This is a genomic window from Cupriavidus sp. FW216-B1, assembly GCF_058789195.1.
In genome coordinates this window covers 360,885-381,877 of record NZ_JBYTEL010000003.1, presented here as the reverse complement: position 1 = coordinate 381,877, position 20,993 = coordinate 360,885, and the positions used below count along the sequence as shown (strand labels likewise).

Here is a 20,993-nt window from a genome sequence, read left to right as displayed (position 1 = left end):
GTGCGGTACCGAAAGCACACGTTGAGTTGAGCGCGCGCGGCTTCGATGTTTCCCGGTCTTGAGTCTGGCCGAATCCGCCGCCGTTTTCCGTTTGATTTTGTAAGTTTGTGTAGGACGGATTTGCCAGTGGAATCAATGGCTTGGCCGAGGTGGGCCGGGCGCCGCGCCGGGCCGTTTGTAACAACGCCGCAGCGGAAAGCAAAAAGCCCCATCGAAGCGATGGGGCTTTGGGTCGCCGGCACGTTCAGCCGGCCGCTTGGGTTCGCCCCTCTCCCACCAGCAGGAGATGAGCGCCAGCCATTCAGCAGCGTTCAGTCCTCGCGGCGCAGGTGCGGGAACAGGATGACGTCGCGGATGTTGGGGCTGTCGGTCAGCAGCATCACCAGGCGGTCGATGCCGATGCCGCAGCCGCCCGTCGGGGGCATGCCGTATTCCAGTGCGCGGATGTAGTCGGCGTCGAAGTACATGGCTTCCTCGTCGCCGGCGTCCTTCTGGTCGACCTGCTTGCGGAAGCGCTCGGCCTGGTCCTCGGCGTCGTTCAGCTCGGAGAAGCCGTTGGCGATCTCGCGGCCGGTGATGAACAGCTCGAAGCGCTCGGTGATGCCGGGCAGGGTGTCCGAGGCGCGCGCCAGCGGCGAGACTTCCACCGGGTAGTCGACGATGTAGGTCGGCTCCCACAGCTGGCTTTCGGCGGTTTCCTCGAACAGCACCAGCTGCAGCGTGCCCAGGCCCGCGTTGAGGAACTGCGGCGCGCCGGTGTTGACGCCGAACTTCTTCAGCTCGGCGCGCAGGAAGTCCACGTCGGCCAGTTGCGCGTCGGTGTATTGCGGCGCGTATTTCTGGATCGCCTGGCAGATGGTGAGGCGGTGGAACGGCTTGGACAGGTCCAGCTCGCGGCCCTGGTAGGTCAGCACGGCGCTGCCGCGCGCGTCGATGGCGGCCTGGCGGATCAGGTTCTCGGTGAAGTCCATCAGCCAGCGGTAGTCGGTGTACGCGGCGTAGAACTCCATCATGGTGAACTCGGGGTTGTGGCGCGGGCTCACCCCCTCGTTGCGGAAATTGCGGTTGATCTCGAACACGCGCTCGAAGCCGCCCACCACCAGGCGCTTGAGGTACAGCTCGGGCGCGATGCGCAGGAACATCTGCATGTCCAGCGCGTTGTGGTGCGTGATGAAGGGCTTGGCCGCGGCGCCGCCCGGGATCGGGTGCAGCATCGGCGTTTCCACTTCCATGAAGTCCGCGTCGGCCATGTGGCGGCGCAGCGAGCTGATGGCCTGGGTGCGCGCGCGGAAGGTGGCGCGCGTCTCCGGCGACACGATCAGGTCGACGTAGCGCTGGCGGTATTTCAGCTCCTGGTCCGACAGGCCGTAGAAATCGCCGGGCAGCGGGCGCAGGCTCTTGGACAGCAGGCGCAGCTCGCTGACCGCCACCGACAGCTCGCCGGTCCTGGTCTTCATCAGCGTGCCGCGCGCGGCGATGATGTCGCCGAGGTCCCACTTCTTGAAGGCGGCGTAGACCTCTTCGCCGATCGCGTCGCGGCTGATGTAGAACTGGATGCGGCCGGCGCCGTCCTGCACGGTGGCGAAGCTGGCCTTGCCCATCACGCGCTTGAGCATCATGCGCCCGGCGATGGCGACCTCGACCGGCGCCGCTTCGAGCGCGGCCTGGTCGGTTTCGCCGTACTGCGCGTGCAGCGCGGCGGACTGGTGGGTCGGGCGGAAGTCGTTGGGGAAGGCCACGCCTTGCTGGCGCAGGGCCTGCAGCTTCTCGCGCCGTTCCGCGATGATCTTGTTTTCGTCGGCTGCGGCGGGGGCGTTGGCCTCGGCGGGAGCGCGGTTGGAGTCGGTCATGGTGTCTTGGTGAGGCGCGCGGCGGGCCGCGCGCGGGTCAGGCGGTTCAGGGCGATTCAGGTATTGCGGATGTCGTCGAGCTCGGTGCTGCCGAAGTCCGGGCGGTCGAGGTAGGCCGCGATGCGGCGCGCGGTGTCCTCGGCCGAGGCGAGTTGGTCGTTGTCCTTGAGGTCGCGGAAGCGCTGCACCTGCGCGAAGTCGGCGCCGCGGATGGTGGCCTGCATGCTGGTGTCGACCACGCCCGGGGCCAGCGCCACCGCGCGCACGCCGCGTTCGGCCGGCGCCTGCGCGTACTCGGCGTTGACCGAGCGCACGAACATGTCGAGCCCGGCCTTGCCGGCGCAGTAGGCGGCCCAGCCCTCGACCGGGCGGCGCGCCGCGCCGGACGAGATCGCCAGCACCTTGCGCGGGCAGCCGAAGCGCTCGGTGCGCGCCAGGAAGGCCGCGGTCATGGTCATCGGCGTGGCCAGGTTGGTGAGCAGGTGCGGTACCAGCGTGGCCTCCTGCAGCGCGGCCACCGGGCCGATCGGCTCGATCATGCCCGCGTTGAGGATCAGCGTGGCGCTGGCGGGCGCCTCGTCGACCGCGTCGAGCACGCTGCCCAGCCACGCCGCGGCAGGCCCCGCCTGCGACAGGTCCTGCAGGTGCCAGGCCACCTTGACGCCGCTGGCGGCGGCGGCCTGTTCCAGTTCGGGGTTGCGGTTGCGCGCCACGCAGATCAGGCGGTGGCCCGGCTTGAGCAGGGCCTGCGCCAGCGCGGCACCGAGCCCGCGCGAGGTGCCGGTGATGATGAACAGGTGCGTTGCTGCGGTCGATGCTGCGGTCATGGTCGGATGGGTCCGGCAGGTGAGTCGCGCCGCGCCGCCGGGCGGCGGCGCGGGGTCGTGTTACAGGCCTTGCTTGAGGCTGGCCTCGATGAACGGGTCCAGGTCGCCGTCCAGCACCTTCTGCGTGTTGGACATTTCCACGTTGGTGCGCAGGTCCTTGATGCGGCTCTGGTCCAGCACGTAGGAGCGGATCTGGTGGCCCCAGCCCACGTCGGTCTTGCCGGCCTCGAGCTTGTCGGCCTCGGCCTGGCGCTTGCGCATCTCGTGCTCGTACAGGCGCGACTTCAGCATCGACATGGCCTCGGCGCGGTTGCGGTGCTGCGAGCGGTCGTTCTGGCACTGCACCACGATGCCGGTCGGGATGTGCGTGATCCGCACGGCCGAATCGGTCTTGTTGATGTGCTGGCCGCCCGCGCCCGAGGCGCGGTAGGTGTCCACGCGCAGGTCCGCCGGATTGACCTCGACCTCGAACGAATCGTCCACCTCGGGGTAGACGAACACCGACGAGAACGAGGTGTGCCGGCCGCCCGACGAGTCGAACGGCGACTTGCGCACCAGGCGGTGCACGCCGGTCTCGGTGCGCAGGTAGCCGAACGCGTATTCGCCCTCGATCTTGATGGTGGCGCTCTTGATGCCGGCCACGTCGCCCTCGGACTCTTCCAGCACCTCGGCCTTGAAGCCCTTGCGCTCGCAGTACTTCAGGTACTGGCGCAGCAGCATCGAGGCCCAGTCGCAGGCCTCGGTGCCGCCGGCGCCGGCTTGGATGTCGATGAACGCGTTGGCCTGGTCCATCTCGCCCGAGAACATGCGGCGGAATTCCATGTCCGCGACGACGGCCTCGAAGCCCTTGACGTCGGCCTCGATGGCTTCCATCGTGTCGTCGTCGCCTTCCTCGCGCGCGAGCTCGAACAGCTCCTCGGCGCCCGAAAGGTCATCCGTGAGCTTGCCGAGGACGCCGACCACGCCCTCCAGCATCTTCTTTTCCTTGCCGAGGTCCTGGGCCTTCTTGGGGTTGTTCCAGACCTCGGGATCCTCGAGTTCGCCGTTGACTTCGTCGAGCCGTCCTACCTTGACATCGTAGTCAAAGATACCCCCGTAGATCTTCCGTCCGGGAACGGAGATCGGAGATGGCACCGGAAATGGCGTTGAGGCGTTCTGCTTCCATGATGTTCTGCGCTTTTCAAAACCTTGAATTATAGCGGATCGGGGGCTGTTCCCCCGCACCGGGCGGCGCGCGGCGGACAATTTCGAACGGTTCGCTTGCCGAACGGTCTACAGTTGCGGGTGCGGCATGGCAGACTTGCGGCAGGCCCGCGCCGGCGGGAGCCCGCCGGCCGCCTTCGAAATAGCCGTTCAGACATGGACAAGGATGGACGATAAGCACGCATGAAGCCAAGCAATCACGAGACGACCGAGACGACCAGAATCGAGAGGGCAAGGATGACCGGGACGACCGACACGACCGACACGACCAATGGCCGCCGCCGCCGCGCGCTCGGCCTGCTGGCCGCCGCGGCCGCGGCGTGCCTCGCGGCGGGCTGCGGCACCCTGGCCAGCGAGCCGGCGCCGGACGGCTACTACCGGGTGCAGAGCGGCGACACCCTGTACAGCGTGGCCCAGCGCCACAAGCGCTCGGTGCGCGACCTGACGCGCTGGAACCAGCTGCCCAGCGCCGACCGCATCGAGGTCGGCCAGTTGCTGCGCATCCGCCCGCCCGGCAGCGGCACCGCCAGCGCCGGCGGCAGCGCGGGCAGCGGCAGCGGCCCGGTGGCCGTGCGCGACACCCCGCGCGTGGACAGCAGCCCGCCGGCGCGCGCGCCGGCCACCAGCATCCGCCTGCAATGGCCGGCCGAGGGCCGCGTCACGGCGGGCTACGGGCCGCCCGCCAGCAAGGGCCTGAGCATCGACACGCCGCCCGGCAGCGCGGTGCGCGCCGCCGCCGCGGGCAAGGCCATCCACGTGGGCAACCTGCGCGGCTACGGCATGCTGGTCATCATCAAGCACGACGACAACTGGCTGACGGTCTACGGCAACCTCGACAAGCCCTCGGTCAGCGAAGGCGCGCAGGTGTCCGGCGGCCAGGAGGTCGGGCGCATGGGCAGGTCCGACAGCGAACTGCACTTCGAGGTGCGCAACAACGGCAAGCCGGTCGACCCGGCCGGGCTGCTGCCCGCGCGCGGCTGAGGCGGGCGGGCCTGAGTAGCGGCGGGCGCCGCCGCTACTGCGCGTGCTCGATCACCATCTGCACGCGCGTGACGCCGTTGAAGGTGTTGTTGTCCAGCCGGTAGGCCACCAGCGCGCTGGCGCCGAGCGAATCGGCGTGGTTGAACCAGATCGCGTCGAAGCGCTGGCTGCCGCGCCCGAGCTGCAGCTTGAGGTGCTTGCCCTTGAGCACGCTCTGGCGCAGCACGTCGAACTCGCCGCAGAAGGTCGGCGCGGGAAAGCCCTGGCCCCACACCTGCTGCTCGAGCAGCGTGACGAATTCCGGGCTGAAGCAGCCGTCCTCGATGTCGCCGTCGGTCTCGATCACGCGCGCGAGCTGCTCGTCGTCCAGCCATTCGCGTCCCACCGCCTCGAACGCTTCCGTGAACTCGCCGAAGGTGTCCGCGCGCAGCGTCAGGCCGGCCGCCATCGCATGGCCGCCGAACTTGACCAGCAGGCCGGGATGGCGCTTGGACACCAGGTCCAGCGCGTCGCGCAGGTGGAAGCCGGGGATCGAGCGGCCCGAGCCCTTGATGGTGCCGTCGTCGCCGGGCGCGAAGGTGATGGTCGGCCGATGGTATTTCTCCTTGAGCCGCGACGCCACGATGCCGATCACGCCCTGGTGCCAGGTATCGTTGAACACGCTCACGGTGAAGCGCGCGGCCGGGTCCAGCGCGCCCAGCGGGCCTTCCAGGATGCGCAGCGCTTCCTGCTGCATGCCGGCCTCGATGTCGCGGCGCTCGCGGTTCATGCCGTCGAGTTCCTGGGCGATTTCCCACGCGCGGCTGGCGTCGTCGGTGAGCAGGCATTCGATGCCGAGCGACATGTCGGCCAGCCGCCCGGCCGCGTTCAGGCGCGGGCCCACGCCGAAGCCGAGGTCGAAGGTGTTGGCGCGCGCGGCGTCGCGCCCGGCGGCGCGGAACAGCGCGGCCACGCCCGCGTGCATGCGCCCGGCGCGCATGCGCTTGAGGCCCTGCGCCACCAGGATGCGGTTGTTGCTGTCGAGCTTGACCACGTCGGCCACCGTGCCCAGCGCCACCAGGTCGAGCAGGGCGTCCAGGCGCGGCTGGGCCTGCGCGTCGAACGCGCCGCGGCGGCGCAGCTCGGCGCGCAGCGCCAGCAGCACGTAGAACATCACGCCCACGCCGGCCAGGTTCTTGCTCGGGAAGGCGCAGCCGGGCTGGTTGGGGTTGACGATCACCGCCGCGTCCGGCAGCTGCTCGCCGGGCAGGTGATGGTCGGTCACTACCACGTCGATGCCGAGCGCGTTGGCCGCCGCCACGCCGTCCACGCTGGCGATGCCGTTGTCCACCGTGACGATCACGTCGGGCTGCTGCCGCGCGGCCAGCGCCACGATCTCCGGCGTCAGGCCGTAGCCGTACTCGAAGCGGTTCGGCACGATGTAGTCGACGCGCGCGCCCAGCATGCGCAGGCCGCGCACGCCCACCGCGCAGGCGGTGGCGCCGTCGCAGTCGTAGTCGGCCACGATCAGCAGCCGGCGGCCGGCGGCGATGGCGTCGGCCAGGTAGGTGGCGGCGTGGCCGATGCCTTTCATCGTGTCCGGCGGCATCAGCCCCGGCAGCTCGGTGGCGAGCTCGGCCGGCGCGCGCACGCCGCGCGCCGACAGGATGCGGGCCAGCGTGGGGTGCAGGCCGGCGCCTGCCAGCGTGCCGGCGTGTTCGGCGGAAAAGGAGCGGACGGCGATTCGGGTCATGTGGAGGCAGGCAGGAAAACGGGGTGAGGCGCTCGGGCGGTCAGTCGGCCGGGTGGCTGGGCGTTAGTTCATCCGGCCGTTCAGGCGGCATAGGCCAGGTCGGACAGCAGCGCGCGCCAGTCGCCGCGCGCGCCCAGGCCGCGCCAGAACTTGCGTAGGTCGGCGCGGCGCACGGTGAACTCGGCATAGTGGTTGTCGCCGGCCAGCACCAGCGTCAGGGCCGGCAGCGCGCCGCTCTCCAGCGCGGCCAGCGCCGGGGCGAACCAGTTGGCCTCGAGCGCGTGCATGCGCTCGATCCACAGGCCCCAGTCCTCGCCGATATGGGCTTCGGTGGCGTCGTCCAGCAGCGCCAGCGCGCTGTCGGCGGTCCCGGCTGCCGCGGCGTCGAAGCGCGGCGGCAGCGGCTGGTAGGCCGCGCCGCCCGCCAGCGCCAGCCCGCGCAGGAAGGCGTCGTCGCCGAGCACGGCGCCGGCCAGGCGCGGCACCGCCTGCAGCGTGCCGCCGCCGTGCAGCCAGACCGAATTGACGGCCGGCTTGCCGGCGGCCTCGCGGGCCTGGTTGACGCGGTGGTCGTGCCAGGTCATCTGGATCTCGTTCTGGACGCGGCGCCAGTCGCGCGCGCGCTCGCCGGCCTGCATCCACATGTCGATATTGCGCCCGCTGGCACGCAGCGGACTGGTGGCGACCAGCGGGCCGAACGCGGCCTCGGGCAGGTACCAGCGCGCCGGCTGCGGCGTTTCCAGCACGATGCCCGATTCCTCCAGCAGGCCGGCCACCGCCGCGTGCAGGGCCGCCGCCTCGTCGGCGCGCAGGCCCAGGTGGGCCGGGTTCATCAGCACCAGGTGGTCGCGCGCGGCGTGGATGTGCACCGGCTGCAGGCAGGCCCAGGCCTGGCCGCCGCCGTTACCGTCGCCGCTGTCTTCCGGCAGGCCCGCGGCGGCGCGGTCGGCCAGCCGCATGAAGGGGGCGCTGGGCACGCGGGTGGTGTCCAGCCCGGCGCGCCCGGCCAGCCAGCGCTCGTGCGGCAGCGAGCGCAGGAAGGGATCGTCGTGCCGCTCGCGCGGGCCGGGGCTGGCGCGGGTCAGCAACTTTCCGAGCGCCGGCAACTCCAACTGGCGCAGCAGCGCCTCCAGCATGGCGTCGTTGCCGCCGCCGTCCGCGTCGGTCGCGGCGCCCGGCGGCACGGAAAAGGGCACAATCAGGGTCAGGTGCGTCATCATGATGGCCGAGATTGTAAACTTCCGGCTGGCGGGCGGCGGAAATATCGCCCGGACAGGCGTCGGCGGCTGCACCGCCGGCGGTGCCGGCGACGTGGCGCCGGCGTTTCTCCTCAACGACAGGGATCCTCTTGAACTTTCCGTACGAATGGCAGATCGGCTGGCGCTACACCCGCGCCAGCAAGCGCGCCAGCCGCAACACCTTCATTTCCTTCATCTCGATGATCTCCATGCTCGGCATCGCGCTGGGCGTGGCGGCGCTGATCGTGGTGCTGTCGGTCATGAACGGCTTCCAGAAAGAGGTGCGCGACCGCATGCTGTCGGTGCTCTCGCACATCGAGGTGGTCGGCCCGGGCGCGCTGCCCGACTGGCAGAAGACCGCCGCCGAGGCCGAGCGCAACAAGGAAGTGATCGGCGCGGCGCCCTATGTGGCGGCCCAGGCCATGCTGACCCGCGAGGAAGCCGTGCGCGGCGTGCTGCTGCGCGGCGTCGAGCCCGGCCAGGAGCCCAAGGTCTCCGACATCGGCAAGCAGTTTCGCGCCGGCAGCATGGACAGCCTGGCGCCCGGCAGCTTCGACATCGCGCTCGGCAACGAGCTGGCCAACGCGATCGGCGTGCAGGTCGGCGACAAGGTCACGCTGGTGGTGCCGCAGGGCACCATCACGCCGGCCGGCGTGCTGCCGCGGCTCAAGCAGTTCACCGTGACGGGCATCTTCTCGTCCGGCCATTTCGAGTTCGACAACGCGCTGGCGCTGATCAACCTGCAGGACGCCGAGACCCTGTTCCGGCTGGCCGGCCCGACCGGCGTGCGCCTCAAGTTGAGCGACATGCAGCGCGCGCCGCAGGTGGCCGACGAACTGGCCGGCACGCTCTCGGGCGAGCTCTACCTGCGCGACTGGTCCAAGCAGAACCGCAACTGGTTCGCCGCGGTGCAGACCGAGAAGCGCATGATGTTCATCATCCTCACGCTGATCATCGCGGTGGCGGCCTTCAACCTGGTGTCCACGCTGGTGATGACCGTGACCGACAAGCAGGCCGACATCGCCATCCTGCGCACGATGGGCGCGCAGCCGAGCTCCATCACCAAGATCTTCATCGTGCAGGGCGTGGCGATCGGTTTCATCGGCACGCTGGCCGGGGTGGCCGGCGGCGCGCTGATCGCCTGCAACATCGACGTGATCGTGCCCTTCATCGAGCGGCTGCTGCACGTGCAGTTCCTGCCGCGCGACATCTATTTCATCAGCGAACTGCCTTCGGACCCCCGCGTGAACGACATCGCCACCATCGGCATCCTCTCCTTCGTGCTGGCCACGCTGGCCACGCTCTACCCAAGCTGGCGCGCCGCCCGCGTCAACCCGGCGGAGGCGCTGCGCTATGAGTGAAGCCATGCTGCGCAGCGCCCCCGAAGGCGCCGCCGCGTCCGTGCCGGCCGCGCCCGCCGGCACCCCGGTGCTGATGGCCGAGGGCCTGACCAAGCGCTTCCGCCAGGGCGGCCTCGACGTGACCGTGCTCAAGGGCGTGGACGTGCGCGTCGACGCCGGCGAGAAGGTGGCCATCGTCGGCGCGTCGGGTTCGGGCAAGAGCACGCTGCTCCATGTGCTGGGCGGGCTGGACAACCCGGACAGCGGCCGCGTCGCGCTCAAGGGCAAGCCGTTCACCGCGCTGCGCGAGAGCGAGCGCAATATCGCGCGCAACCGCGACCTGGGCTTCATCTACCAGTTCCACCACCTGCTGCCCGAGTTCACCGCGCTCGACAACGTGGCCATGCCGATGCGCATCCGCGGCCTGAAGCAGGGCGAGGCGCGCGCCGCGGCGCAGGCCGTGCTCGAGCGCGTGGGACTGGGCGAGCGCGCCCAGCACCGCCCCGGCGAATTGTCCGGCGGCGAGCGCCAGCGCGTGGCGATCGCGCGCGCGCTGGTGGGCAGCCCGGCCTGCGTGCTGGCCGACGAGCCGACCGGCAACCTCGACGACCACACCGCGGGCGGCGTCTACGACCTGATGCTGGAACTGTCGCGCACGCTCGGCACCAGCTTCGTGATCGTGACCCACGACCTCGACCTCGCCAGCCGCTGCGACCGCGTGCTGCGCCTGCGCGACGGGCACCTGCACCGCGAGCGCTGAAGCGCGCAGGACGCCGCCGCCCATGTGGATCGACACCCACTGCCATCTCGACGCCGCCGAGTTCGACGCCGACCGCGATGCCGTCGCGGCGGCCGCGGCCGCGGCCGGCGTGAGCGGCATCGTGCTGCCGGCGGTGGCGGTGTCGAACTTCGCCGCGGTGCGCGCGCTGGCGCGGCGCCACGCGGGCTGCGTCTACGCGCTCGGCATCCATCCGCTCTACACGCCCGGCGCCGGGCAGGCCGATCTCGATGCGCTGCGGCGCGAGGTGGCGGCCTCGCTGGACGATCCGCGCTTCGTCGGCATCGGCGAGATCGGCCTCGATTTCTTCGTGCCCGGGCTCGACGCGCAGCACCAGGCCTGGATCTACGGCGAGCAGCTCAAGCTCGCGCGCGAGTTCGACCTGCCGGTGCTGCTGCACGTGCGCAAGTCGCAGGACCAGGTGGCGGCGCAGCTGCGCCGCGCGGGCGTGCGCCAGGGCATCGCCCATGCGTTCAACGGCAGCCCGCAGCAGGCGCGCGGCTTCGTCGACCAGGGCCTGAAGCTGGGCTTCGGCGGCAACATGACCTTCAGCCGCGCGAAGCAGATCCGGCGTTTGGCGCAGGAACTGCCGCTCGAGGCCATCGTGCTGGAGACCGACGCGCCCGACATCGCGCCCGCCTGGCTGTCCGACGACCAGTTCGGCGAGCAGCACAAGGCGCGCAACACGCCCGCCGAAACGGCCGGCGTGGCGCGGGCGCTGGGCGAACTGCGCGGCATCGGCGCGCCCGCGCTGGCGCAGGCGATGTGGCGCAACTCGGTGGCCGCGCTGCCGCGCCTGGCGGCATTCGAGGCCACCATGTTCCCGGCCGGCGCTTTGTCCGCCGACTCGTTCGCCGGCAAGTTCGCCGACCAGCCCGCCGACACAAACGGCAACCTTTCCGTTTCTTCCTGACAAGTTTTCCGCCGCGCGCCGGCCGTATAAACGGACCCTGGTGAATCCGTCCGGGAATCCGCATGCGTCTGGTCCTGATCGCCTTCGTGGCGGGAAGCTGGTGGCTGCAGCAGCAAGGCGCGCTGCCGGGCCGCGGGGCCGGCTGGGCGCTGGCGGCGGCGGGCCTGCTGGCGGCGCTGCTCGCGGTCCTGCTGCGCGCCCGGCATCCGGCCCGGGCGCGCGCGGCCCTGTGCGCGTTTTCCGCGCTGGCCGGCTTCGGCTGGTCGGCGTGGCGCGCGGACGCGCGGCTCGGCGAGCGGCTGGCGCCGGCGCTCGAAGGCATCGACCTCGTCGTGAGCGGCGTGGTCGCGGGGCTGCCCGCGCCGGCCGCGCGCGGGCAGCGCTTCGAGTTTGCGCCCGATGCCGTGCCCGGGATTTCACGCGATACCGCGTCCCATATCGCACCCGACGCCGCGCCCGACGCCGCGCCCGACGCCGCCCCCGATGCGCCGGCCGGCGGCGCGCGCTCCGCGCCGCGCCTGCCGCCGCGCGTCGTGCTCGGCTGGGAGGACGCGCCGGACGGCCTGCTGCCGGGCCAGCGGCGCGTCTTCGCGCTGCGCCTGACGCGGCCGCGCGGGCTGGCCAACCCGCACGGCTTCGACTACGAATTCTGGCTGCTGGCGGCCGGGCTCGGCGCCACCGGCTACGTGCGCGCCGAGCGCGTCCCGCCGCGCGAGGCCGTGGGCGAGCGGCTGGAATGGCGCATCGCGCGCTGGCGCGCGCGCGTGCGCGACCACGTGCTCGCCAGCCTGCCCGCCGGCGCGCGCTTCGGCCCGGTGCTGGCGGCGCTGGTGGTGGGCGACCAGCGCGGCATCCAGCCGCGCGACTGGACCTTGTTCACGCGCACCGGCATCGGCCACCTGATCAGCATCTCGGGCCTGCACATCACCATGATCTCGGGCCTGTGCGGCGCGCTGGTCCACTGGCTGTGGCGGCATTCGCTAGGCCTGGGGCATTGGCTGCGCCGGCCCCTGCCGCTGTGGTGGCCGGCGCGGCGCGCGGCGCTGGTGGCGGCGGTGCTGGCGGCGTTCGCCTACGGCCTGCTGGCGGGCATGCAGGTGCCGGCGCAGCGCACCGTGTCGATGCTGGCGGTGGCGGCACTGGCGTTGTGGAGCGGGCGCGCGCCGCCGGCCTCGCTGGTGCTGGCGTGGGCCGCGTTCGCGGCGATCGCGCTCGATCCGTGGGCGGTGCTGGCGCCCGGTTTCTGGCTGTCGTTCGGCGCGGTGGGCGTGATTTTCCTGGCTGCCGCCCGGCCGGCGCGCGGGCCGGGCGCCGCGCGCTGGCCGCGGCTGCGCCACGCGCTGGTGCAGGCCGCGCGCACGCAGTGGGTGGTGACGATCGGGCTGGTGCCGCTGACGCTGCTGCTGTTCGGGCAGGTCTCGGTGATCTCGCCGCTGGCCAACGCGGTGGCGATCCCGCTGGTCAGCCTGGTGGTCACGCCGCTGGCGCTGCTGGCCGCGGCCATGCCCGCGCCGCTGGCGGGCTGGCTGCTGGCGCCGGCCCATCTGCTGCTGGCGTGGCTGGCGGCCGCGCTGGAGGCGCTGGCGGCACCGCCGTGGGCGGTCTGGCAGGCGGCGCGCGCGGGGCCGCTGGCCGGCGCGCTGGCCACGCTCGGCGCGCTGCTGTTGCTGGCCCCGCTGCGCTGCGGGCTGCGCGCGCGCCTGCATGGCGTGGCGCTGCTGCTGCCGATGGTGGTGGCGGGGCGGCAGCCGGTCGCGCATGGCGAGTTCCGCGCCACGGCGCTCGACATCGGGCAGGGCACGGCGGTGCTGGTGGAGACGCGCTCGCGCGTGCTGCTGTACGACGCCGGGCCGGCCTACGGCTGGGGCGCCGGCGCGGCGCAGCCCGGCAACAGCGCCGGCGCGCGCGTGATCGCGCCGTATCTGCGCGGCGCCGGCGTGCGCGCGCTCGACCGCCTGGTCATCAGCCATGAAGACGCCGACCATGCCGGCGGCGCGCGCGACGTGATGGCGGCGCTGCCGGTGCGCGACCTGCTGACCGCCGCGCCGGCCGGGCATCCGCTGCTGGCGCCGCCCGACGGCGTGGCGCCGCCGCCAGCGCGGCCATGCGCGGCGGGGCAGCGGTGGCAATGGGACGGCGTGGCATTCTCGATGCTGCATCCGCTGCCGGCGGCGGCGGGCAATACCGCGCTCGACAGCAATGCGCGCTCGTGCGTGCTCAAGGTGGCGGGCAGCGCGCGCAGCCTGCTGCTGACCGGCGACATCGGCCGGCGCGACGAGGCTGCCTTGCTGGCGCGCCTGCCGGCGCAGGACCTGCGCGCGGACTTCCTGCAGGCGCCGCACCACGGCAGCGGCACCTCGTCGGGCGCGTCGTTCCTGGCGGTGGTGTCGCCGGAGCTGGCGCTGTTCCAGCTTGGCTACCGCAACCGCTACCGGCATCCGCGCGCCGACGTGTGGGCGCGCTATGCCTCGCGCGGGATCGCGCGCTACCGCAGCGACGAAACCGGCGCGGTCCAGCTCACGACGCGCGGCGCGGCCTACGTGCTGCGGGCTTACCGGCAGCACGAGCGGCGCTACTGGCGCGCGGCGCCGGCTGCGCCCGATCCTGGCGATCCTGCGCCCGAGCCCCCGCCTGGGGGCCGGCCTGAACCCCGGCCTGAACCCCCTTGACCCGGGCCGGCTCGGCCTGCGCGATGCGGCGCTCGCGCAGGTGCGCCTTGGCGCGCTGCAGGCCGGCGGAGACGATGTCGGCGCGCTCGAGCGCCACGCCGGCGGCGAGCACGTCGCCCAGCACCAGGTGGCAGATGCGCGAGGTCATCGGCGTGTAGACCTCGCTGTCTTCCTCCACGTCGGAGAACACGCAGACGTCGGCCAGCTTGGCCAGCGGCGAGCCGCTGTGCGTCAGCGCCAGCACGCTGGCGCCGCTGGCGCGCGCCAGCGTGGCGGCGGCCAGCATGTCCCAGGTGCGGCCGCTGTTGGACACCAGCACCGCCACGTCGCCGGGGCCCAGCAGCGCGGCCGACATGCTGAACACGTGCGAGTCCGAATACGCGGTGGTGGGAATGCCCAGGCGGAAAAACTTGTGCTGGATGTCCAGCGCGACGATGCCCGAGTTGCCGCAGCCGTAGAACTCGATGCGGTGCGCGGCGGCGAGCAGCTTGATGCCGTGTTCGATCTGGTCCGCCGAGAGCGCGTTGCGCACCGTCATCAGCGTGGCGATGGTGCGGTCGAACACCTTGCCGGCGATGTCGGCGGGGCGGTCCTCGGCCTTGACGTCCTGGTGTACGAAGGGCGTGCCGCCGCCCACGTTCTGCGCGAACTGTAGCTTGAACTCGCGGAAGCCGTCGTAGCCGAGAGCGGCGCAGAAGCGCGCGATGGTCGGCTGCGACACGCCGGCGCGCTCGGCCAGTTCGGGCATGGACAGGCGGATCACGCTGGCGCCGTGGCGCGCCACGTAGTCGGCCAGGCGGCGTTCGGAGGGGCGGAGCGTGTCGTAGACGGCAAGGATTCGTTCGCGCATGTCGGCAGGCGGGATCTCTCGTGCCCGCGCGCGCCGGACATGGCTGCCGGGATCGCGCGGGCTTGGGGTTCGATTGGGAATGTAGATATTCTACAGAATTCGCGCTGCGATTCGCCCGGCGCCGCGCTCGGGAATGGCTAGGGATTTCACCTATGGAGCCGAAATATACCGTGCTTTCGCCGCTTTGTGATGTGCTGTCGGGGTGCGCGGCGGAAGTCTTTCGATATAATGTAGAAAATCTACACAAAAAAACGTTCACGGAACCACCGGACACACCATCAGGAACTCCCACGAATGTCGCAAGCCCTCCATTCCGAAGTGCAGGCCGTCACCGCGCGCGTGGCCGCGCGCAGCCAGCGCAGCCGCGCCGCCTACCTGGCGCGCTGCGAGCGCGCCCAGCGGGAGCTGGGGCCGCTGCGCGGGCTGTCCTGCGCCAACCTGGCGCACGGCCTCGCGGCGCTGCCCGCGCATGACAAGCTCAAGCTGCGCGTCGAGCATGCCGCCAACCTGGGCATCGTCACGGCCTACAACGACATGCTGTCGGCCCACCAGCCCTACGAGCGCTATCCCGGCGTGATCCGCGAGGCCGCGCGCGCGGTGGGCGCGGTGGCGCAGGTGGCGGGCGGCGTGCCGGCGATGTGCGACGGCATCACGCAGGGCAACCCGGGCATGGAGCTGTCGCTGTTCTCGCGCGACGCGATCGCGATGGCCACGGCCGTATCGCTGTCGCACAACACCTTCGACGCCGCGGTGATGCTCGGCGTGTGCGACAAGATCGTGCCGGGCCTGCTGATGGGCGCGCTCCAGTTCGGCCACCTGCCGGTGGTGTTCGTGCCGGCCGGGCCGATGGCCACGGGCCTGTCGAACAAGGAAAAGGCGCGCGTGCGCCAGCTCTACGCGACCGGGCAGGTCGGCCGCGAGGCGCTGCTGGAAGCGGAATGCGAGGCCTATCACGGCGCCGGCACCTGCACCTTCTACGGCACCGCCAACAGCAACCAGTTCCTGATGGAGATCATGGGCCTGCACATGCCGGGCGCGGCCTTCGTCCATCCCGACAGCGGCCTGCGCGACGCGCTCACCGCGGCCGCCGCGCAGCGCGCGCTGGCGCTCTCCGCGCGCGGCCCGGACTACCTGCCGCTGGCGCGCATCGTCGACGAGCGCGCCGTGGTCAACGCCATCGTCGGCCTGCTGGCCACCGGCGGCTCGACCAACCACACCATCCACCTGGTGGCGATGGCGCGCGCGGCCGGGATCGTGATCGACTGGGACGATTTTGACCGCCTGTCGCGCATCACGCCGCTGCTGGCGCGGGTCTATCCGAACGGCTCGGCCGACGTCAACCATTTCCACGCCGCCGGCGGCGTGGCCTACGTGATCGGCCAGCTGCTCGAAGCCGGGCTGCTGCACGAAGACGTGCAGACCGTGGCCGGGCGCGGGCTGGCGCGCTACACGCAGGAGCCGGTCATGACCGGCGGCGCGCTGCGCTGGCGCGACGGCCCCGCCGCCAGCGGCGACGCCGCGGTGCTGGCCAGCGCGGCCGCGCCGTTCTCGCCCGAGGGCGGGCTGCGCCTGCTGCGCGGCAATCTCGGCCGCGGCATGATCAAGGTCTCGGCGGTGGCGCCGGAGCACCGCGTGGTGGAGGCGCCGGCGCGCGTGTTCGATTCGCAGGAAGGCCTGCAGGCCGCCTTCGAGGCGGGCGAGCTGACCGGCGACGTGGTCGCGGTGGTGCGCTTCCAGGGCCCCAACGCCAACGGCATGCCGGAGCTGCACCGCCTCACGCCGGTGCTCGGCTCGCTGCAGGACGCCGGCCACAAGGTGGCGCTGGTGACGGACGGCCGCATGTCGGGCGCGTCCGGCAAGGTGCCGGCCGTGATTCATGTGGGCCCGGAAGCACTTGCGGGCGGCCCGCTGGCGCGCGTGCGCGACGGCGACCGCATCCGCGTGGACGCCGTGGCCGGCACGCTGGAATGGCTCGGCGGCGCGGACGGCGCGGATGGCGCGTCCGGCCTCGCGGCGCGCGCGCTGGCGCCGTCGCCCGACGACGACTTCGCCCGCTTCAGCGTCGGCCGTGGCCTGTTCGGCCTGTTCCGCCGCCACGCGCGCACCGCGGAGGAGGGCGGCAGCGCGCTCGACCTGTCCGAGGCCGACGCGCCCGGCGCTGTCCAAACCGCCGCGGCCGTCGCACAATAGTCCGCGCCCCCAGGCCGCTTTCCTCTTTTTTGTGGCCTTGCCCGCCGCCTGGCGGGCAAGGCAGCCCCGAGCCGGTGCATGCCAGGTCCTGGCATGGCTGCATGGCCGTGCGGTTCGCCAGAAACCGCCCGGCGCGGCGCGGGGACTACCGACAAGGATGGGACAACCATCCGAACACGATCGCTGGAGCAGACATGATCTACATCCTGATGGGCGTTTCCGGCAGCGGCAAGACCACGGTCGGCCAGTTGCTGGCCAAGACCCTGCATTGCGGCTTCCATGATGCCGACGAATTCCACAGCGCGGCCAACAAGGAGAAGATGCACAACGGCATCCCGCTGACCGACGAAGACCGCTGGCCCTGGCTGGGCGCGCTGCGCGCGGCCATCGACACGGCCCGCGCCGAGGGCCGCACCCATGTGTTTACCTGCTCCGCGCTGCGCCAGGCCTACCGCGACCGCCTGACCCCGCCCGACGGCGGCGTGACCTTCGTCTACATGAAGGGCGACGCCGCCGTGATCGGCGGGCGCCTGTCCGGGCGCAGCGACCATTTCTTCAACCCGGCCCTGCTGCAGAGCCAGTTCGACACGCTGGAGGAACCGCGCGAGGCGCTGGTGCTCGACATCCGGCAGCCGCCCGAGGCGCTGGTGCAGCGCATCCTGGCCGAAGTCCCCGCCACCGCCGCGGCCCGCTGAGCCCTCGCCGGCCTCCGCGGGCGCTTTTGCGCCGCGCACGCGCGGGCTGGCAGACATCTTGCTACATTCCCTTGCGATGGCGCGAACGCTTGCTGCTTGCGGCTTTCGCGGTCATGGGTATCATCCCAGTTAGGACAGCACTTCGACGCATGGCCCGCGGCCTTGACCGCCGGGCCCCGGGTGGTGGCCTCGAAATGCTGTGCCGGGAAGAACAAGCCAATCAAAACGGGATCGCCGGCAGGCTGAGCGGCGCCCAAATCATGGGGGAACGGCCATCATGGCGGCGCGGTTTTTCGACGAGATGCTCGATTGGCAAGATGGCGTGGCGGCAGCAATCCACGCGGGGCAGGCCCTGCCGGCAGGCGCGGTGCGCGCGCACTACAAGCAGTTTGCGGAGTGGCTGGCGCGGCAGTCCGAAGGGACGATGGGCAACAAGCGCGCGGAAGCGGACCTGATCTTCCGGCGCGTGGGCATCACCTTCGCCGTCTACGGCGACAAGGACGAGTCCAACAGCGGCACCGAGCGGACCATCCCGTTCGACGTGATTCCGCGGATCTTCCCGGCCAGCGAGTGGGCCACGCTGGAGCGCGGCCTGCGCCAGCGCGTGTCGGCGCTGAACCGCTTCATCCACGACATCTACCACGGCCAGGACATCATCCGCGCGGGCGTGATCCCGCCCGACCAGATCTACAACAACGCCCAGTACCGGCCCGAGATGCTCGGCATCGACGTGCCGCGCGACATCTACGCCCACGTGGCCGGCATCGACGTGGTGCGCGCGGGCGAGGGCGAGTTCTACGTGCTGGAAGACAACCTGCGCGTGCCCTCCGGCGTGTCCTACATGCTGGAAAACCGCAAGATGATGATGCGGCTGTTCCCGGACCTGTTCGCGCGCAACCGCGTGGCGCCGGTGGCCCACTATCCCGACCTGCTGCTCGACATGCTGCGCAGCGTGTCGCCGCAGAGCATCGCCGACCCGACCGTGGTGGTGCTCACGCCCGGCATGTACAACTCCGCCTATTTTGAGCATGCGTTCCTGGCCCAGCAGATGGGCGTGGAGCTGGTCGAGGGCAGCGACCTGTTCGTGCAGGACGAGCACCTCTACATGCGCACCACGCAGGGGCCGCAGCGCATCGACGTGATCTACCGCCGCGTCGACGACGACTTCCTCGACCCGCTGGTGTTCCGCCCCGACTCCACGCTCGGCGCGGCCGGGCTGCTGTCGGTCTACCGCGCCGGCAACGTGACCATCTGCAACGCCATCGGCACCGGCGTGGCCGACGACAAGTCGATCTACCCGTACGTGCCGGACATGATCCGCTTCTACCTGGGCGAGGAAGCCATCCTCAACAACGTGCCGACCTACATGTGCCGGCGCCCCGACGACCTGCAATACGTGCTCGACCACATGGACCAGCTGGTGGTCAAGGAAACCCACGGCGCCGGCGGCTACGGCATGCTGGTGGGCCCGGCCGCCACGCGCGCGGAGATCGACACCTTCCGCGAGGTGGTGCGCTCGCGCCCCGAGCAGTACATCGCCCAGCCCACGCTGGCGCTGTCGACCTGCCCGACCTACGTGGAGTCCGGCATCGCGCCGCGCCACATCGACCTGCGGCCGTTCGTGCTGTCCGGCAAGGACGTGCGCATGGTGCCCGGCGGGCTCACGCGGGTGGCGCTGCGCGAGGGCTCGCTGGTGGTCAATTCGTCGCAGGGCGGCGGCACCAAGGACACCTGGGTGCTGGAGCGCTGAGCGCCGCGCGCAACGAATGCTTGAGATGACCCGCGCCGCCGCCGCTGCCAGCGCGGCCGGCGCGGACGAACCGCGCAGTACGAGGGGACCGACCATGCTAAGCCGCACCGCCGACCATCTGTTCTGGATGGCGCGCTATACCGAACGCGCGGAGAACACCGCGCGCATGCTCGACGTGAATTACCAGACTTCGCTGCTGCCGCAATCGGCGGAGGTGGCGGAGCAGGGCTGGTGGGCGATGCTCGACATTTCCGAGCTGACCACCGTGTTCGACCACAAGTACGGCCTGCTCACGCGCGACGACGTGATCGACTTCATGGTGCGCGACATGACCAACGCGTCGTCGATCATGAGCTGCCTGCGCGCGGCGCGCGAGAACGCGCGCGCGGTGCGCGGCTCGCTCACCACCGAGGTGTGGGAGACCATCAACACCACCTGGCTGGAAGTGCAGCGCATGATCGCCGACGGCGTGCTGCGCGAGGACCCGGCGCAGTTCTTCGAGTGGGTCAAGTTCCGCTCGCACCTGGCGCGCGGCGTGCAGTTCGGCACCATGCTCAAGGACGACGCCTTCCACTTCATGCGGCTGGGCACCTTCCTCGAGCGCGCCGACAACACCGCGCGCATTCTCGACGTGAAGTTCCAGGCCAGCACCGTGGACGACAGCGACCCCAACCGCGACGCCAACGACTTCTATCACTGGGCGGCGGTGCTGCGCTCGGTGTCGGGCTTCGAGGTCTACCGCAAGATCTACCGCACGGTGATCACGCCCGAGCGCGTGGCCGAGCTGCTGGTGCTGCGCCCGGACATGCCGCGCTCGCTGGTGTCGAGCATGGACGAGGTGGTGTCGATCCTGGCGCTGGTGGGCAACCAGCATTCGTCGGAGACCGAGCGGCAGGCTGGTAAACTCCATGCCGACTTGAAATACGCGCGCATCGACGACATCTTCGCCGTCGGCCTGCACGCCTACCTGACCAGTTTCCTGGAGCGCATCGGCGACCTCGGCAATGGCATCAGCCGGGATTTCCTCGTGCCGCTGCTGGCTGCCTGAACTCCGTGGTGGTCGCGCCGGCCTCGCCACATCGTGAAATACAAGATCCGCCACAAGACCGTCTACCGCTACGCCGAGCCGCCGCGCCGCAGCGTGCACGAGCTGCGCCTGGCGCCGCGCTCGGGCCCGCTGCAGACCGTGCGGCAGTGGCAGGTGTCGGCGCCGGGCAACCTGTCGGAGGCGCGCGACGGCTTCGGCAACATCGTGCACAGCTTTACCGTGGCCGGCCCGGCGCATACGCTGGTGATCGAGGCCAGCGGCGTGGTGGAAGTGACGCCGCCCGCGGCCGGCGGCGCGCCGCTGTTCTGCGATGCGCCGCCGGCCGGCGAGGCGCGCGTGTCGCCGCTGTACTACCTGGGCGGCACGCCGCTGACCGCGGCGCCACCGGAGATGGTCCGCTTTGCCGCGCCTTACCTCGCGGCCGGGCATGAGGTGCCCGCGCTGCTGGCGCTGGCCGACGGCATCGCGCGGCGCGTGCGCTACGCGCCGGACAGCACCGACGTGGGCACCTCGGCCGGCGAGGCGTTCGCGCTCGGCAGCGGCGTGTGCCAGGACCAGGCCCAGGTGATGGTGGCGTGCTGCCGCGCGCTGGGCGTGCCGGCGCGCTACGTCAGCGGCTATTTCTACGACCCGGCCGCGGCGGCGCTGGCCGGCCATGCCTGGGCCGACATCTGCGTGGATGCGGACAAGGAACTGTGGTGCAGCGTCGACGTGACGCACCGCTGCCTGAGCGACGCGCGCCACGTGCGCCTGGCGGTGGGGCGCGACTACCGCATGGCCGCGCCGGTGCGCGGCGTGCGCCACGGCGGCAGCGGCGAGCAGATGGCGGTGGAGATCGCCATTGCACCGCAGCGGTGAATGCGGTGGTGCGTGGCGCACCACCGGTGGGCGCGCGCGCCGGTTCCGCGCGCGGGGCCGCGGCGCTAGAA

15 protein-coding genes and 1 pseudogene are annotated in these 20,993 nt (G+C 71.4%); 10 read left to right on the top strand and 6 right to left on the bottom strand.

What is annotated here, in order from left to right:
* Positions 1-311 precede the first annotated feature (311 nt).
* From lysS to prfB, 3 genes are all read right to left on the bottom strand, one after another.
* Complete coding sequence (gene lysS, locus AC3WXD_RS11410) at positions 312-1,850, bottom strand: lysine--tRNA ligase (RefSeq protein ID WP_454731243.1); 1,539 nt, start codon at positions 1,848-1,850, stop codon at positions 312-314.
* Between the two features lie 56 nt (positions 1,851-1,906).
* Complete coding sequence (locus tag AC3WXD_RS11405) at positions 1,907-2,677, bottom strand: SDR family oxidoreductase (protein WP_020201440.1); 771 nt, start codon at positions 2,675-2,677, stop codon at positions 1,907-1,909.
* Between the two features lie 60 nt (positions 2,678-2,737).
* Positions 2,738-3,842 (bottom strand): peptide chain release factor 2 gene (gene prfB / locus AC3WXD_RS11400; RefSeq protein ID WP_155887964.1). Its coding sequence is split into 2 segments (ribosomal slippage): positions 2,738-3,760 and positions 3,762-3,842, totalling 1,104 coding nucleotides; the frame shifts between segments, so codons are not numbered across the junction.
* Between the two features lie 275 nt (positions 3,843-4,117).
* Between prfB and AC3WXD_RS11395 the strand changes: the two genes are divergently transcribed.
* Positions 4,118-4,861 carry a peptidoglycan DD-metalloendopeptidase family protein gene (locus AC3WXD_RS11395; RefSeq protein ID WP_454731244.1) on the top strand — a complete coding sequence of 248 codons (744 nt, stop codon included), beginning with the start codon at positions 4,118-4,120 and terminating at the stop codon, positions 4,859-4,861.
* 34 nt (positions 4,862-4,895) lie between these two features.
* On the opposite strand, the gene recJ is transcribed toward AC3WXD_RS11395, so the two are convergent.
* Positions 4,896-6,593: a single-stranded-DNA-specific exonuclease RecJ gene (recJ, locus tag AC3WXD_RS11390; RefSeq protein WP_492323733.1), complete on the bottom strand. Its 1,698-nt coding sequence runs from the start codon at positions 6,591-6,593 to the stop codon at positions 4,896-4,898.
* Between the two features lie 80 nt (positions 6,594-6,673).
* Positions 6,674-7,813 (bottom strand): hypothetical protein, encoded by a 1,140-nt coding sequence (locus tag AC3WXD_RS11385; RefSeq protein WP_492323732.1) that lies wholly within the window; start codon positions 7,811-7,813, stop codon positions 6,674-6,676.
* 128 nt (positions 7,814-7,941) lie between these two features.
* Here AC3WXD_RS11385 and AC3WXD_RS11380 point away from each other — a divergent pair, with 128 nt between their 5' ends.
* From AC3WXD_RS11380 to AC3WXD_RS11365, 4 genes and pseudogenes are all read left to right on the top strand, one after another.
* On the top strand, positions 7,942-9,192 hold the full coding sequence (locus tag AC3WXD_RS11380; protein WP_020201446.1) for a lipoprotein-releasing ABC transporter permease subunit: 1,251 nt from the start codon (positions 7,942-7,944) through the stop codon (positions 9,190-9,192).
* A complete protein-coding gene (gene lolD, locus AC3WXD_RS11375) occupies positions 9,185-9,931 on the top strand; it encodes a lipoprotein-releasing ABC transporter ATP-binding protein LolD (protein ID WP_059412942.1) in 747 nt (248 codons plus the stop codon). Before AC3WXD_RS11380 ends, lolD begins: the two co-directional genes overlap by 8 nt.
* 22 nt (positions 9,932-9,953) lie before the next feature.
* Positions 9,954-10,862, top strand: coding sequence for a TatD family hydrolase (locus tag AC3WXD_RS11370; protein ID WP_492323731.1), 909 nt, complete (start codon positions 9,954-9,956; stop codon positions 10,860-10,862).
* Positions 10,863-10,924: 62 nt separating this feature from the next.
* Positions 10,925-13,357 (top strand): annotated as a pseudogene (locus AC3WXD_RS11365) (DNA internalization-related competence protein ComEC/Rec2); the annotation flags it as partial.
* 22 nt (positions 13,358-13,379) lie between these two features.
* On the opposite strand, the gene AC3WXD_RS11360 reads toward AC3WXD_RS11365, so the two are convergent.
* Entirely contained in the window at positions 13,380-14,381 is a 1,002-nt protein-coding gene (locus AC3WXD_RS11360; protein WP_231586534.1) for a MurR/RpiR family transcriptional regulator, read from the bottom strand.
* 294 nt (positions 14,382-14,675) lie between these two features.
* On the opposite strand from AC3WXD_RS11360, the gene edd reads away from it, so the two are divergent.
* From edd to AC3WXD_RS11335, 5 genes are all read left to right on the top strand, one after another.
* Positions 14,676-16,571, top strand: coding sequence for a phosphogluconate dehydratase (edd, locus tag AC3WXD_RS11355; RefSeq protein ID WP_492323730.1), 1,896 nt, complete (start codon positions 14,676-14,678; stop codon positions 16,569-16,571).
* 194 nt (positions 16,572-16,765) lie between these two features.
* Positions 16,766-17,266 (top strand): gluconokinase, encoded by a 501-nt coding sequence (locus tag AC3WXD_RS11350; RefSeq protein WP_492323729.1) that lies wholly within the window; start codon positions 16,766-16,768, stop codon positions 17,264-17,266.
* Positions 17,267-17,543: 277 nt separating this feature from the next.
* Positions 17,544-19,016: a circularly permuted type 2 ATP-grasp protein gene (locus AC3WXD_RS11345; RefSeq protein WP_020201453.1), complete on the top strand. Its 1,473-nt coding sequence runs from the start codon at positions 17,544-17,546 to the stop codon at positions 19,014-19,016.
* A gap of 94 nt (positions 19,017-19,110) precedes the next feature.
* On the top strand, positions 19,111-20,064 hold the full coding sequence (locus tag AC3WXD_RS11340; RefSeq protein WP_020423689.1) for an alpha-E domain-containing protein: 954 nt from the start codon (positions 19,111-19,113) through the stop codon (positions 20,062-20,064).
* A gap of 33 nt (positions 20,065-20,097) precedes the next feature.
* On the top strand, positions 20,098-20,922 hold the full coding sequence (locus AC3WXD_RS11335) for a transglutaminase family protein (protein ID WP_059412938.1): 825 nt from the start codon (positions 20,098-20,100) through the stop codon (positions 20,920-20,922).
* The last annotated feature ends 71 nt before the right edge of the window (positions 20,923-20,993 follow it).